The 16084-nt window shown below is 34.7% G+C and carries 11 protein-coding genes; 7 read left to right on the top strand and 4 right to left on the bottom strand.

Features of this window, described 5'->3' with window-relative positions:
- Nucleotides 1-52: 52 nt before the first annotated feature.
- The 4 genes from ACJ5H0_RS14075 to ACJ5H0_RS14090 all read right to left on the bottom strand — a co-directional run bounded on the left by ACJ5H0_RS14075 (nucleotide 53) and on the right by ACJ5H0_RS14090 (nucleotide 4518).
- A complete protein-coding gene (locus ACJ5H0_RS14075; protein ID WP_411249974.1) occupies nucleotides 53-901 on the bottom strand; it encodes an ABC transporter permease in 849 nt (282 codons plus the stop codon).
- Nucleotides 902-1071: 170 nt separating this feature from the next.
- Nucleotides 1072-1935: a glucose-1-phosphate thymidylyltransferase RfbA gene (gene rfbA / locus ACJ5H0_RS14080; protein WP_411249975.1), complete on the bottom strand. Its 864-nt coding sequence runs from the start codon at nucleotides 1933-1935 to the stop codon at nucleotides 1072-1074.
- Nucleotides 1936-2018: 83 nt separating this feature from the next.
- Complete coding sequence (gene rfbB, locus ACJ5H0_RS14085; RefSeq protein WP_411249976.1) at nucleotides 2019-3098, bottom strand: dTDP-glucose 4,6-dehydratase; 1080 nt, start codon at nucleotides 3096-3098, stop codon at nucleotides 2019-2021.
- 94 nt (nucleotides 3099-3192) lie between these two features.
- Nucleotides 3193-4518 carry a UDP-glucose dehydrogenase family protein gene (locus ACJ5H0_RS14090; RefSeq protein ID WP_411249977.1) on the bottom strand — a complete coding sequence of 442 codons (1326 nt, stop codon included), beginning with the start codon at nucleotides 4516-4518 and terminating at the stop codon, nucleotides 3193-3195.
- Between the two features lie 214 nt (nucleotides 4519-4732).
- Between ACJ5H0_RS14090 and rimP the strand changes: the two genes are divergently transcribed.
- From rimP to ACJ5H0_RS14125, 7 genes are all read left to right on the top strand, one after another.
- Nucleotides 4733-5200, top strand: coding sequence for a ribosome assembly cofactor RimP (gene rimP / locus ACJ5H0_RS14095; RefSeq protein WP_273650490.1), 468 nt, complete (start codon nucleotides 4733-4735; stop codon nucleotides 5198-5200).
- Between the two features lie 16 nt (nucleotides 5201-5216).
- A complete protein-coding gene (nusA, locus tag ACJ5H0_RS14100; protein ID WP_172282359.1) occupies nucleotides 5217-6452 on the top strand; it encodes a transcription termination factor NusA in 1236 nt (411 codons plus the stop codon).
- Between the two features lie 80 nt (nucleotides 6453-6532).
- Complete coding sequence (gene infB, locus ACJ5H0_RS14105; RefSeq protein ID WP_411249978.1) at nucleotides 6533-9493, top strand: translation initiation factor IF-2; 2961 nt, start codon at nucleotides 6533-6535, stop codon at nucleotides 9491-9493.
- Between the two features lie 369 nt (nucleotides 9494-9862).
- Entirely contained in the window at nucleotides 9863-12670 is a 2808-nt protein-coding gene (locus tag ACJ5H0_RS14110) for a SusC/RagA family TonB-linked outer membrane protein (protein ID WP_411249979.1), read from the top strand.
- Between the two features lie 19 nt (nucleotides 12671-12689).
- Nucleotides 12690-14297, top strand: a complete 1608-nt coding sequence (locus ACJ5H0_RS14115) for a RagB/SusD family nutrient uptake outer membrane protein (protein WP_345990915.1) — start codon at nucleotides 12690-12692, stop codon at nucleotides 14295-14297.
- Nucleotides 14298-14316: 19 nt separating this feature from the next.
- The gene (locus ACJ5H0_RS14120) at nucleotides 14317-15120 is read left to right on the top strand and encodes a hypothetical protein (protein WP_411249980.1); all 804 of its coding nucleotides are present in this window, start codon (nucleotides 14317-14319) and stop codon (nucleotides 15118-15120) included.
- 34 nt (nucleotides 15121-15154) lie between these two features.
- Entirely contained in the window at nucleotides 15155-15805 is a 651-nt protein-coding gene (locus ACJ5H0_RS14125; RefSeq protein WP_411249981.1) for a hypothetical protein, read from the top strand.
- Nucleotides 15806-16084 lie beyond the last annotated feature (279 nt).

The raw sequence follows: 16084 nt of genomic DNA on the forward strand, positions 1-16084 counted from the left end.
TGTTTAAAGTAATTAGACTTGTACTACAAAATACTAAATGTTTACCATCAGATTATACAGTATCCATAAAGGTCTTTTCAACTCTGTTGAAAATAACTGTTCCTATTGCTAACAGTACTAGAATTATTGCAGTACTGATTCCTAACATAAGTGGAGAAAAGTTCCCTACTCCCAGCCATGCATATTTAAAGCATTCAAAAATTCCGGTTAACGGATTGTAATAAGCAATGCTTTTGAAACCTGCAGGAAGTGAAGATGTTGGATATATAACCGGAGTAGCATACATGTATAAGCTTACACCAAATCCAAGAAGCATATTTAAGTCCTTATACTTTGTTGTAAGGGATGAAAAAATCATTCCTACACCTAATGCAAACAACGCCATAAGGATCACCAGAAAAGGAGTGGCTAATATCCAAATATTAGGATGTGCTTCTCCTTTTGCAAAATAATAGCCCCACACGATCATGAACAATATGAATTGTACCCCAAATCTCATTAAATTAGAAATGACTATTGAAAGGGGAGTTACAAGTCTAGGAAAATATACCTTTCCAAAAATACCTGCATTTCCTGCGAAAGTATATGAGGTACCTGTTAATGATGTTGAAAAATAATTCCAGAGAGTAATCCCTGCTAGATAAAATAACAAAGGAGGGGCTCCATCCGTTGGTAGTTTAGCTATTCTTCCAAAAACAATTAAATAGGTTATAGTTGTAAAAATAGGATTGATGAAAAACCAAATAGGCCCCAATACCGTTTGTTTAAAGCTCGAGACGAAATCTCTTTTCACAAACATGTAAATAAGATCTTTGTATCTCCATACTTCTTTGAGCTTTAAATCAAATAAGGTGTGATTAGCTTCAATGGTTTCTGTCCACTTTTGTTGTGGTTCATTCATTTGTGTTAAGTTTATGCAAATTTATAATAATTAATTTTCTCATAGTTCTATATATTATGAATTATTATTCATCTAAAAACTAAAAATAATAACTAATATATTGATATTTATTATTATAAACAAAAGCTGTAATCATTCAAGATAACAGCTTTATAAATTTCTGATTAAGATTATTTGTTTACGAGCTCGGTAAGGTATTTACCATATCCACTTTTACCATACTTTAAAGCTGTCTGTAATAACTTTTCTTCGTTGATAAATTTATTCCTGAATGCAATCTCTTCAATACATCCGATTTTAAAACCCTGCCTCTTTTCAATGACGCTTACAAACTCTGAAGCATCATGAAGAGAATCAAATGTCCCTGTGTCTAACCATGCTGTCCCTCTGTCCAAAACACCGACTTCCAGTTTTCCTTTTTTAAGATAGACATTATTTACATCTGTAATTTCAAGCTCGCCACGTGCTGAAGGTTGTATGTTTTTTGCGATTTCTACAACTTCATTATCATAAAAATATAAGCCGGGAACTGCATAATTAGATTTTGGATGTGTGGGTTTTTCTTCTATAGATACAGCCTTAAAATCATTATCGAATTCCACAACGCCGTATCTTTCAGGATCGGAAACATGATAAGCAAAAACGACCCCTCCATTAGGATTTGTTTTGTTTTTTAAGAGTGTTCCCATTTCGGACCCATAAAAAATATTATCTCCTAATACCAGTGCCGCAGGATCATTTCCAATGAAAGAATCTCCAAGAATAAAAGCCTGAGCAAGACCGTCCGGGCTTGGCTGTACAACATATTCAATATTGCAACCTATCTGTGATCCATCGCCTAATAGTTTAACGAAACCTTCCTGGTCATGAGGAGTAGTAATAATTAATATATCTCTGATTCCTGCTAATAATAATGTAGACAGGGGATAATATATCATTGGTTTATCATAAACCGGCATTAGCTGTTTACTTACAGCAATGGTAAGAGGGTAAAGTCTTGTACCGGAACCGCCGGCTAAAATTATTCCTTTCATGTATTTGTTTTTTTATTTCTTCAATTGGTGCCCAATTGAGATTTCATTGTTGATAAGAAAAAAAATAGGCATATCCTTTTGGGTTAATTGTATTGATTTTCATAGTATTTTTGATAATCCCCTGAGGTTACATTTTCTAACCATTCTTTGTTTTCAAGGTACCAGTCAATAGTTTTTGACAATCCTTGCTCAAACGTTACGGAGGGTTTCCAGCCTAAGTCCTTATTTAGCTTTGATGCGTCAATAGCGTATCGCTTATCGTGTCCTGGCCTGTCTTTTACAAAAGTGATTAATTTTTCAGAGTATCCGGATGGTTTTCCAAGTTTTGCATCCATTTGCTTGATCAATTCTCTGACAAGGTCAATATTTTGCCATTCATTAAATCCACCAATATTATAAGTTTCACCTGTCTTTGCTTCGTTAAATATTTGGTGAATTGCTTTCGCATGGTCAATAACAAATAACCAATCTCTTGTATACTTACCATCACCATAGATAGGAAGTGGCCTTTCATTAATAATGTTGGAAATACAGAGAGGAATCAACTTTTCAGGAAAATGATTTGGGCCATAGTTGTTTGAACAGTTGGATACGATAAAAGGCATCCCATATGTATTTCCATAAGCTCTTACTAAATGATCAGAAGCAGCTTTAGATGCTGAATAAGGAGATTGAGGGTCGTAAGAGGTTGTTTCCAGGAAAAAGCCGGTTTCTCCTAAACTTCCATAAACTTCATCTGTAGAAACATGATAGAATAAATTTTTTCTTGTTTCATTCGGGAATCTTCCGTGTGTATGATCGGGGTTTAGAGTCCAGAATTCTTTACATAGATTAAGAAGGTTGGCGGTGCCATTTACATTCGTATTAATGAAAGCCATAGGGTCCGTAATACTTCTGTCTACATGACTTTCTGCAGCTAAATGTATGACAGCATCAGGGTTGTATTTTTCAAAAATTATTCTTAATTCTTCAGGTTTTGTAATATCTGCTCTTTCAAAAACATAATTAGATTCGTTTTCAATATCTTTTAAATTTTCTAAATTTCCTGCATAGGTAAGAGCATCAAGATTGATGATTGTTGAGTCGGGATTATTTTTTACAAATTCTCTGACAACATGAGAGCCAATAAAACCAGCCCCTCCGGTAATGATTATATTTTTCATTTTAATATTTTGAAAATAATTAAGGTTTAAAGATAGGTAAAGTATTATATCTAATATTATACTTAACGTTTTATAGTGACGGTGAGTATGTCAGCTAATCAATCTCTGAATTTAAGATAGTTTGCCTTCCAATACTTTTATAATAGAATCCATGTTGTCTGGGAACCTCCAAAGGATACATATTTCTTCCGTCAAATATAACTTTATTGTTCATTTTTTCGGCCATCAGATCAAAATTAGGATTTTTGAATTCAGGCCATTCCGTAGCAATGAATAATGCGTCAGCTCCTTCTAAAGCATCGTACATCGTTTTTGCATATTGGATCTGGTCTCCAATAATCTGACGAACATTGTTTTCAGCGACTAGATCATACGCGGTTATTTTAGCTCCTTTTTTCAACAAAAGATTAATGTTGTCCAAAGAGGAAGCTTCACGTATGTCATCGGTATTTGCCTTAAAAGCTAGTCCCCAGATTGCAATCTTTTTTCCATTAAGATCTCCTCCGAAATATTTTTCAATATCAGAAACCAGAATAACTTTTTGAGTTGTATTTACATTTTCTGTAGCTTCTAAAATCTGGAAATTAAAATCTTCCTGCTTCCCAGATTTAATTAATGCCTTCACATCTTTAGGGAAACAACTTCCCCCATACCCAATTCCGGGAAATAAAAAGCGGTGACCAATTCTGTCATCACTTCCCATTCCCAATCTTACTTTGTCAACATCAGCGCCTACTTTTTCACAATAATTGGCAATCTCATTCATAAATGTAATTTTCACGGCTAAAAATGAGTTCGATGCATATTTGGTAAGTTCAGAAGATTTTTCATCCATGAATATAATAGGAATTCCTGTATTGGTAAAAGGCTGGTATATTTTGGACATGATATTTTTAGCTCTCTCTGAACTCGATCCGACAACAACTCTTGCAGGGTTCATAGAGTCCTCTACAGCAAAGCCTTCCCTTAAAAATTCCGGATTGGAAACAACATCAAAAGGAATGTTTGTTTTTGAAGAAATAACTTCTTTTACTTTCTCTGCCGTTCCCACGGGAACTGTACTTTTGTTAACAATGACCTTATATTCAGTCATCAGTTCGCCAATACTATTGGCAACACTCAACACATAAGAAAGATCAGCAGATCCGTCTTCCCCGGGAGGAGTAGGTAAAGCAAGGTATACGACTTCGCTTTTATCTAATGCTTCTTTTAAATTGGTGGTGAAAAATAACCTTTGAGACTGAATGTTTCTATGGAACATCTCTTCAAGGTTCGGCTCATATATGGGAACAATGCCGTTTTTCATGCCTTCAACTTTTTTTTCATCAATGTCAACACAGTATACTGAATTGCCAAGTTCTGCAAGGGTAGTTCCGGTAACTAATCCCACATAACCTGTTCCTACAATTGTTATATTCAAAATGTTTGTTTTTAAAATTCATCACAAAAATAATAAAAATACTGTCAACCCCTCTTTAAATTTAATGTTAATACATTGCTGGGTTATTTATCTGATAATAAGATGATTTTGCTTTTTTAGAAAAAATATCTTATATTTGCATTGGATTTACGGAAAAAAATGGGAAGGCTTCGGAAGAAAGCCTTTTTTCGTACTGTAAATCAAGCATAAAATTATGGAGTTTAGAAAGAAAATTGAAGAATTATTAAATGAATTCCTTGAAACCAGAAAAGATTTATTTCTTATTGATCTGAAGTTTTCTGCAGGGGATGATATTACAGTGATTTTAGATGGTGATAATGGAGTTTCTTTGCAGGATTGTCTTGATGCAAGCCGGGCAATAGAGTTCAATATGGATCGTGAAGAACATGATTTTAGTCTTCAGGTGATGTCTGCGGGACTAAGCGAACCGTTATCTACTCCCAGACAGTTTAACAAAAATATAGGACGAGAAATTGAAATTGTTCTTGAGGATTCTTCTAAAATAGAAGGTGAATTGTCAAAAGTGGATGAAGAAAAAATCACACTTATTTTACGATACCGAAAACCAAAAGATATTGGAAAAGGTAAAGTAGATGTGGAGGAGGAAAAGGAAATTCCTTACTCTGAGATAAAAAAAGCATTAGTAGTAATTAAATTTTAAAAAGAAAAAAGAATAAATGGATAATATAGCGTTGATTGAATCCTTTGGTGATTTTAAAGACGAAAAAGGGATCAGTAAAATTGATCTTATGGCAATTATTGAAGATTCACTGAAAACTCTTTTGAGAAAAAGGTTTGATTCAGATGATCATTTTGATGTGATTGTAAACCCTGATAAGGGGGATTTTCAGATATTTTTAAATAAAACAATCGTAGAGGATGAGATGTCGGAAGACGATGATTTGGAAATTGAAATTTCTGAAGCTAAAAAAATCGACCCGACTTTTGAAGTAGGGGAAGACTTTACAATGGAGATTCCTGTTGCACAGCTGGGAAGAAGAAATATATTAACTTTGAAGCAGATTCTCGCTACAAAACTTCAGGAGCATAATAATGCAATGTTGTATGAGCAGTTCAGAGACAGAATTGGAGAGATTGTTGTTGGAGAAATTCATCATATTCGTCACAAACATGTAATTTTGTTAGATGATGAGGGTAATGAATTTATTTTACCAAAAGAAAACCAGATTCCTTCTGACTTCTTTAAAAAAGGAGAGAACATCAGAGCTATCGTAGAGTCGGTTGATTTTAAAGGTTCAAAGCCACAAATTATTATTTCCAGAACTGCACCTAAGTTCCTTGAGAAATTATTGGAGCTGGAGATTCCTGAGATTCAGGATGGAACGATTATGCTTAAAAAAGTGGTAAGGATTCCTGGTGAAAAGGCTAAGATTGCCGTAGATGCTTATGATGATAGAATTGATCCGGTTGGTGCTTGTGTGGGTGTTAAGGGATCCAGGATTCATGGAGTTGTAAGAGAGTTGAAAAATGAAAATATAGATGTTATTCAGTGGTCTAAAAATCCTGAAATTTTAGTTAAGAGAGCGTTAGGTAACGTTACAATTAACAAAATAGACATCAATGAGAACAGTAGCTATGCGTTAGTTTATACACCTGTAGAAGAAATTTCTAAGGTAATTGGAAAGCAAGGTCAAAATATCAGACTGGCTTCTTGGTTGACAGGGTATGAAATAGATGTTTATAGAGAGTCTAGCGAGGATGACGATGTTGATTTGAGAGAATTTAATGACGATATCGAGCAGTGGATTTTGGATGAATTTAAGAAAGTAGGTCTTACTACTGCGAAATCAGTATTGGATAAGGATACTGAAAGTCTTTTAAATATGGTTGACCTTGAGGAAGAAACCATCGAAGATGTAAAGCGCATTCTGAGAGAAGAATTTGAAGATTAAGATTTTAAATAAATTTTAATAAAAAGTAAAAAAGAAATACTTTAATTTTAGAAATTAAAAAAAAACAGTAAATAATATAAATGCCAAAAATAAGATTAAATAAAGCGGTTAAGGAATTCAACATTTCGATGTCCAGATTAGTAGAGTTTTTACAGTCAAAGGATTTCGAGGTTGAAAACAATCCTAACGCTCAATTAGAAGAAGCGGCATATTCTGCATTGGAGGCTGAGTTTGCCAAGGATGGCGAACAACGTAAAGCTTCCCATGAGGTGGTGATCATTAAAGTTCCGGAAGAAAAACTGGAAATAGAAGAAAAGAAAACCCCTGAAGTAATAAGAGCTAAAGCTAATAAACCAGAAACTAAAATTTTAGGTAAAATAGATTTGGATTCTAAGAAACCTGAGGCTGAAGAGATTTCTGAGGCTCCGGTTGTTCCTGTAACTCCTCCGGTTGAGAAGAAGGAAGAGATAGTGTCAGAACCGGAACCTGAAACTAAAGCAGCTACAGAGAAACAGGAATTTAAAGTTCTGGATAAAATTGACTTGTCACAAATAGAGTCAAGAAACAGACCAGTTAAAAAAGATAAACCAAAAGTGGAGGAGAAAAAAGCTGAAGAAAAACCAATTGAAGTTGTGAAAGAAACTCCAAAACCAGTTGTTGAAACTGAGGCCAAACCAATTGAGGCAGTGAAGGAAGAATCTGTAAAAGATGACGAGCAATCTCAGGAGCCTCAGAAAATTGAAACCGTTTATCAAAAATTAGACGGACCTAAGATTGTTGGTGAAAAAATTGATTTAACGCAATTTGCTCCTAAGCCTAACTCAGGTGCGAAGAAGAAAAGAAAAAGGATTGAAAAACCTGGAGGACCTAATCAACAGAATACAGGGAACAATCAGCAGGCTGGAGGAAACAATCAGCAAGGGGGGCAAGGAAACCGTCCGCAAGGAGGTAATCAAGGCAACCGCCCACAAGGTCAGGGTGGCCAAGGTAATCGCCCGCAAGGTCAAGGTGGTCCTGGTGGAAACCGTCCATACAATAATAACAATCAAGGAAACCGTCCACAAGGTCAGGGTGGTGGATTCAAGAAAGGGGGTCAGAATAATAGACCGGGGCAAAGAACAATGCCTGTGGAGCTAACTGATGAGCAAGTAAAGAATCAGATTAAAGAAACCCTTGAGAAGTTAACTAATAAAGGAGGTAAATCTAAATCTGCTAAGCATAGAAAAGATAAGAGAACTTATCGTAGAGAGCAGGATGAACGTCAGCAAGAGATTGATGCACAGGATAGAACATTAAAAGTTACTGAATTTATTACAGTAGGGGAACTTGCCAGTTTGATGAACGTTTCTCCAACAGAAGTTATTTCCGCATGTTTCTCTCTAGGTGTTATGGTAACTATGAACCAGCGACTTGAAGCTGATACCTTATTATTGGTAGCTGATGAATTTGGTTATAAAATTGAGTTTTCGGATGCTGATCTTGAAGAAGCAGAATCTGAAGAAGATATGGATGCAGAGGAGGATCTTTCTCCAAGAGCACCAATTGTAACCGTAATGGGACACGTTGACCACGGTAAAACATCCTTACTTGACTACATCAGAAAAACCAATGTTATCGCCGGTGAATCAGGAGGTATTACACAGCACATTGGAGCATATAATGTAAAGTTAGAAAACGGGCAAAGGATTACTTTCCTGGATACTCCTGGTCACGAAGCCTTTACGGCTATGAGAGCAAGGGGTGCTCAGATTACCGATATTGCCATTATTGTAATTGCAGCCGATGATGATGTAATGCCTCAGACTAAAGAGGCGATCTCTCACGCGCAGGCAGCAGGTGTACCAATGATTATCGCTTTGAATAAAGTTGATAAGCCGGGTGCAAATCCTGATAATATCCGTCAGCAATTATCTGGTATGAATATTTTGGTTGAAGAATGGGGTGGTAATGTTCAGGCTCAGGAAATTTCTGCGAAGTTTGGTAATAATATTGACCTTTTATTGGAGAAAGTGTTGCTTCAGGCAGAAATGCTTGAGCTGAAAGCTAATCCGAATAGAAATGCTCAGGGAGTTGTAATTGAAGCTTCTTTAGATAAAGGAAGAGGATACGTAGCAACGATGCTTGTGCAAACCGGAACTTTAAGAGTTGGTGATTATGTACTTGCAGGGAAAAACCATGGTAAAGTGAAAGCAATGCTTGATGAACGTGGTAGAAACCTTAAAGAGGCAGGCCCATCAATCCCGGTTACTATTTTAGGTCTGGATGGTGCTCCTACAGCAGGGGATAAATTTAAAGTCTATGCTGATGAGAGTGAGGCAAAAACTATTGCCAATAAGAGAGAGCAGCTTCAAAGAGAGCTTTCTATCAGAACTAAGAAACATACAACGCTTGAAGAACTTGGAAGAAGAATTGCTCTAGGTGAGTTCAAGGAGTTGAATATAATCCTGAAAGGTGACGTGGATGGTTCTGTTGAAGCATTATCAGATCAATTACAAAGGTTGTCAACGGAAGAGATCAGTGTTAATATCTTACATAAAGGAGTTGGTCAGATTACAGAATCTGATGTTAACTTAGCTACAGCTTCGGATGCTATTATCATTGGATTTAATGTTAGGGCTGGTGGTAATGCTAAAGAATTAGCAGACAAGGAAGAAATTGAGATCAGAACTTATTCTGTAATTTATGCAGCTATTGATGAGGTAAAAGAGGCAATGGAAGGTATGCTTTCTCCTGAAATTAAAGAACAGGTAATTGGTAATGTGGAAATCAGAGAAGTATTTAAAATTTCGAAGGTGGGAACAATTGCCGGATGTATGGTTCTTTCAGGGAAGGTTACAAGAAGTGCTAAGGTAAGAGTTCTAAGAGACGGTATCGTTAAATTTGACGGGGAACTGGAGAGTTTAAAGCGTTTTAAAGATGATGTGAAAGAAGTAACCAAAGGTTACGAATGTGGATTGAATTTAAAAGGTTATAACGATATTGAAATCGGCGATATTCTTGAAGTATATGAAGAAGTTGCAGTGAAGAAGAAATTGAAATAATTTATTAATTATCTAAATATTTGAAAACCACTTTTTTATAAAAGTGGTTTTTTTTTGTTTAAAAACATAATTTATATTGATTCTAAATTGTTTTTTTTAACATTTTATTATATTATCATTATTTAAGTTAAATAGTTATAATAATGTTTTTTTTATTTAATATTTATATGTTTTTATTATAAATAATTATTCAATTTAATGTGATTTTTGAATTAAAGTTAAATTTGTTTTATATTATTAATTTAATGTATTTGTAAATATTAGTATTAATTAACATATTTGTCTTGTATATATTAAAATATGTTAATATGAATGTTAAATTACGGGTGGTGAGTGCTGGCGCGTTGTTTTTTATATGTGGCCTATATAATGCACAAACTGTTAAAAAAAAATGATACAATCAAATCAAAAGATATTGAGGAGGTTGTAGTTTTAGGGTACAATAGAACTTTAACTAAGCCTAAGGATGTCAGTGCGAATACTACTGTAAATGCGGAGGTTTTAGAGAACAGACCAAATGTTAGTTTTCTAAACTCATTACAAGGTTCTGCTCCTGGTGTTACTATTGCGTCTAATTCGGGTTCTCCTGGTTCTGCAAAAATTGATCTGGTTATTAGAGGGATTTCATCACTTTCGGCAGATACAGAGCCATTAGTGATTATTGATGGGGTTCCTACTGGGGCTAATCAGTTTAGGAATTTAAATTCGGAGGATATAGAATCTATCTCAATTTTGAGAGATGCTGCAGCGACTTCAATTTATGGAAATAGGGGAGCAAATGGAGTATTGTTGATTAGAACTAAAGGAGGTAAGTTTAACTCAAAATTGAGATTAAGCTATAGTACTATGACTGGGGTTAGTGTTATGCCTAAAAACAAATACAATATGGCAAATGCTCAGCAGTTACTTAGGATTCAAAAAAATAATAATCAAACAAGTCTTACAGGGGGAAAGCTTACTGATGAAGAAATTGCAAACTATCCAATTAATACAAATTGGGAAAAAACTTTCTTTAAGGCAGATGTAACCCAGCAACATAATGTTTCTGCAACTTTTGGTGGTGAAAATACATCGGTATATTCATCATTAGGATATTTGGAGCAAGGAGGTTTGGTTCCGAATACTAATTTTAAGAGATTTACATTTAGAAATAATATCACAGGTAGATCAGCTGATAAGAGGTTTAATTATACTGCTATAGTTGGTTTGGGGTATTCTGCTAGAAAACAGCTGAATCAAGAAAGTAATTCGGGTATAAATGGAAATTATGTTCAAAATCCATTAATAGGATCTTTTCTGGCTTTGCCTTATATTGCTTCTGGGCAATATGCTAATGGTCGCGATTTATTTAATGCAATTGGGACTAATTCCGGAGCGGAGGGTAATTTTGCTTACATTCTTGAGGATGTACTTAGGGGTGATCAGTCCGTATTTGGGCGTTTCAATGAAACTTCTATTTTCACTAATGTAACTACATCCTACAAACTTACAGATGACTTTACGCTTAATAATAGAACGGGGGTAGATGTTAAAATAGGGAATTCAATGGCAGGAAGAAATCCTAATGGGTATCTTTCGTTGGTGGTTGCTGCAACAAATGGGACAGAGTACGGAGGTAGTGAGACTATTGGTAACTCCAGAGAGCTGAACTTTACTACAGTTTCTAGCGTTAATTATAATAAAGTATTAGGAGATCATACTATTGGAGTAGGAGCATATTTAGAGTATAATAAGGTTCATTTCTATTCAAGTAGTCAAACTCAAAATGGTTTAGATCCAAGATCATTTGCGATTGGGTCAGGTGTCGGGTATATTGCTTTCGATCCCGTGAGAAATATTTATCTACCATCGGTTTCGGCATTTAAGGCTACTGCTGGTTCCCTTTCTTATTTTGCAACGGCAGATTACGATTATAAAGATAAATATGGTTTTAGTGGAACATTAAGACGGGATGGTAGTTATAGATTTGCTCCTGGTAATAAATGGGGAACGTTTTGGTCTGTCGGAGGACGTTGGAATATTGATAAAGAAAACTTTATGCAGGGATCAATATTCGATATGTTGAAGTTGAGAGCTTCTTATGGTACCCAAGGGAATGCTAACGTAATTGCGGCTGGAGATGATACGAATCCTATGCTTTTAGGAACTGGTATTACAAGGGATTTGAATGTGGTTGGAAATGGGTATTCCAACACTTCAGGTTATTTTGTTAGTAATATAGCAAATCCTACACTTCGATGGGAAGAGGTTAAACAAACAAACTTCGGGTTGGATTTTAAATTGTTTAAGAATAGGCTGGAAGGTAATTTTGATGTCTACAGAAAAGATACCGATATGCTTTATTATAATATTCCTTCATCAGCAATTACCAGTCAATATACTTATAGAGGTAATTATGGAGCTTTAAAAAATGAAGGTTTTGAAGCGGTGCTGAGATATAATATTTTTAACAAATCAGATTATAAGTTAACAATATTTGCTAACGGTTCATATAATAAAAATACTATTAAAAAACTTTCAATTCCAGTAAGTACAGGATCTTTACTTTTAGTAGAAGGAGGTAGCATCAATGAATGGAATCTAGTGCCTTATTTAGGGGTGAATCCTAATAATGGAAATGAGTTATATTTGGATTCAAACGGAAATGTATCAGAACAAGCATTAGATAAAGACAGAAGAAAAACGGGGAAAAACTATTTTCCAAAGTACACGGGAGGTTTTGGCTTTAATAGTGAATATAAAGGGTTTTTCTTAGATGCATTATTCTCATTCCAAGCTAAGTTCTGGAGATCAGACAATCAGTTGGCATGGGCATTAAATCCATCATATATGCGTGCTGGAAATAATGTTTCTGCTGATTTGCTTAATGCGTGGACTCCTACTAACACTAATACAGATATTCCTTCGTTAAATGCGCCCATGTCTAGCATTACTGATAGACTTCTGTATGATGCATCCTTCCTGAGGATGAAGAATGTAACTCTAGGGTACAATGTGCCTAAAAAATTCTTTAATGAAAAATCTATACTGAAGGCTGCTAGAATCTTTGTTCAAGGTGAAAATATTTTTACCTGGACAAAATGGAGAGGGTATGACCCTGAGGGATTGGGTACATTTCCTTTAAGTGTTTATCCAAACCCAAGAACGTTCTCAATTGGAGCTAATTTAGATTTTTAGTAATTATTAATTATTCAATATGAAAAGTATTTTTAAAACAACAATATTATCCTTAGCTGTTATTGTAAGTGTATCTTCTTGTAATGATGCATTGGATATCACGCAGGCGGGAGAACTGAATGGTGAGTCGACATTCACTAATACAAACGATTTAGATAAATATCTTAATGGTGCTGTATATACTAGTTTAGATATTACCAATAATTTATTTTTATCTGCTCAAATAACTGATGAGTTGGGGATGGGGCCTCAGAATTCTGAGTTGGCACTTAGTGCTCATCAATTTTACCTTGATATTACTAATGGGCCTACTTCTGGTATCTGGCTCGGGAATTATACAACAATAAATAGGGCTAACAGGCTTTTGGTAGGAGCCAAGGGTATAGTGCCGGCAGAGTCTGAACGAGCTAGATATAATAATGTGGTTTCGCAGACCAGACTAATAAGAGCATTTTCTTATTTTACTCTTTTGTCCTATTTTTCTACAGACATGAAAGATCCTAATGCTTTAGGGGTTATGCTAATAGAAGATGTCCCTGAGTTGACAGAAACTAAACCAAGGGTTGCGAATTCTCAAATTTTTGCATTAATTGATGCGGATATCGCCTTTGCAGAAAGTAATTTGACAACCAGTGGTGATTATTACAGGATTACGAAAAATTTTTTAAATGCCTTTAAAGCAAGGTATTATTTATACAGAGGTATGTATCCTCAAGCTAAAGCTGCGGCACAGGCGGTGTTAAATACTTCTGGTTTATCACTTACGGTGGCAAGTCCTCCTAATCCAGGTAATTTGGCTCAAAATAATCAGGCTCATAAAGATCTGAATGCATATACTTCCAAGAATCCATACGTTAAAATGTGGAATAATACAGATACTGGTAATCCGAGAGAATTAATATTTTCTTTAAACAGGCCGCAGCTTCAAAGCTGGGGAAATATTGTAACTCTGTTTGCAACCAATGCGTCGCAGGCTAATGGATCTATTTTGTATGATATGGGTAGAAAAACTTTTAACCTGTATGCTAGTACTCCTGGAGATATTAGGAGGTTTGCGTATATTGATCCTACTGCTGTAATTAATTCCAATTACGCGACTATAGATAATTACAGAGCTTTGGATGTGCTTGTGATAGATAAATATCCTGGCAGAGCAACTTTGGCGCCTGATCCAATTCCTACAGATCCTACACGGGAAAAGGTTTTAAGTCAGAATGTGTTAAGAAACGATATTCCAATTTTCAGGTTATCTGAGATGTATTTTATTTTAGCTGAATGCGCTGTTGAAGAAGGTAGTTTCACTACGGCTGCAACACTTATAAAGAATGTTAGGGATGCGCGTAACTACCTGGGTCCTGTGGATTTACCGGTGTATTCAAGTAAACAGCAGGCATATGTTGATATCCTTTTGGAGAGAAGGAAAGAGCTCTATTTGGAAGGGCATAGATATTTAGACTTAAAAAGATTGGGAGCAATTGCAGGAGTGGCTATTGATAGGGATCCTACAGACGATGTGAAAACGATCCCGGTGACTATACCAATTAATGATTATCGTATGAGGTCGCTGCCTATTCCAAGGGCTGAGCTGCAAGGAAATCCAACAATTCAACAGAATCCTGGGTATTAATTAAAAAAAAAACTTAGAAATGAAAACAATAAAGTATATATATCTATTTCTTGTTTGTCTTGTTATGTCATGTACAAATGATGAAATTCATTACGAAGGTGAGCCATATTTACATTTTGTAACTTCAGGTTCGGATCAATTAATAGAACAGGGTAGTGGACATAAAGATGTTGAAGTTAAATATGGAACAATTTCGCAGGTATCTGGAGATAAGGAGGTGAAATTAGTTTTAGATCCAAGTTCAACTGCAAAAGAGGGAGTTGATTTCCAACTTGTGAAAGGTACTGATAATCCTTCTGGTAAGGTTAATGGAGTTTTCGTTGTGCGATTGTTGGAAAGCGGAGCGACCAGTGTGGCTAAAAAAGCTGTTTTTAAATTACAATCGAATTCTATTCAGAATGCTATTATAGATTATCAAACATATACAATGAGTATGTCATTGAAATGCTCGGCTACGTTGATGAATGCTAATTTTAAAAATACAGAGGCTTTTTGGAATACTCCAAATGGAAATTATGATATTGTTCAATCGTCAACGACAAATCAATTGAAGGTAAAGGACTTTTTGGACGTAGGTGTAGATTTGGTGTTAAATTATAATCCGGATACATATGTAGTTACTATTCCGGATCAATATACGGGATCAAACTATAGTGCTGCTCCATATGCCGGAGCTCCAATTTGGGTTAAGCAATCTACTGATGCTTCGCAAGTTTCATCATTTAATCCGTGTACAAAGACTTTAACTGTATATGGGAATTATTACCTTAAAGGTACTACGGCGGCTTACGGAAATAAAAAAGAAGCGTTTGTAGGAAATTAAGAACAACCTCACTAAAAAAAGAAAATAATTTAAAATGAAAAAGACTGGAATTATATTGTCATTTTTAGGCTTTAGCTTCTGTTTTGGACAAAGTGCTGTGCTTTACAATCTTAATAACAATAGATTGTTGTCTAATTCGGTTAATAAAATTGGCGTTGGAGAAAGTGCCGATAATGATAATTATGATGGGTCTCCTTTTTTAGAAAAAGAGTTTTTACCATCAATGATTAAAGGAGAGAGTGGAGCTTTTCTTTTAAGATATAATATCTATAATGATGAAATTATCTTAAAGAATGATGATAAATATTATAAAATCCCAAAAGAAGAGGCTGATTATTTTAAAATCAATAATGAATATGTTGTGAGATTGATTAATGGGAAATATTATATTGATTCCTCTTCGGATAAAAATAATTATGTAATTGTTCGAAAAGAGAATATAACCTTTGCGCCAGGAAAAGTTGCGGAGAATACCTATGATCAAGCTAGGCTCCCGAAGTTTTCAAGAACTAAACCAGATTATTTTTTGTTTGATATGGCTAAAAAGGTAATTACTCCATTGAAAAAAGATGAAATTAAAGCATTATTTCCTAATAAATCCGAGGAATTAGATCAAAATTTTAAAAAAAATAAATTCAAAAATATTGATGATCTTAATAGTTTATTAAGCATTATTGCTGGTTAAATTAAGCATACAAATAAATTCAGAAGAGCCTATTGAAAAATAGGCTCCTTTGGAATTTATAACCGTCTGATAATTTATAATAATTCTAAATAATATTTTTAAGGATGATAAATGTTTGTTAAAGATATTTTGAACTGTGGAAAATTTGTTTTATTGAAATGTTAAATGTTATTTTTTGTTAAATTTTAATGTACGAAGTAAAATATTAATTTTTATATATCGTATTTATCATAATTATCGCCAAATTAAAAAGTTGCCAGTATTAATATTTATTAACAT

Source organism: Chryseobacterium proteolyticum, assembly GCF_046591535.1.
GTDB classification, from domain to species: Bacteria; Bacteroidota; Bacteroidia; order Flavobacteriales; family Weeksellaceae; genus Chryseobacterium; species Chryseobacterium proteolyticum.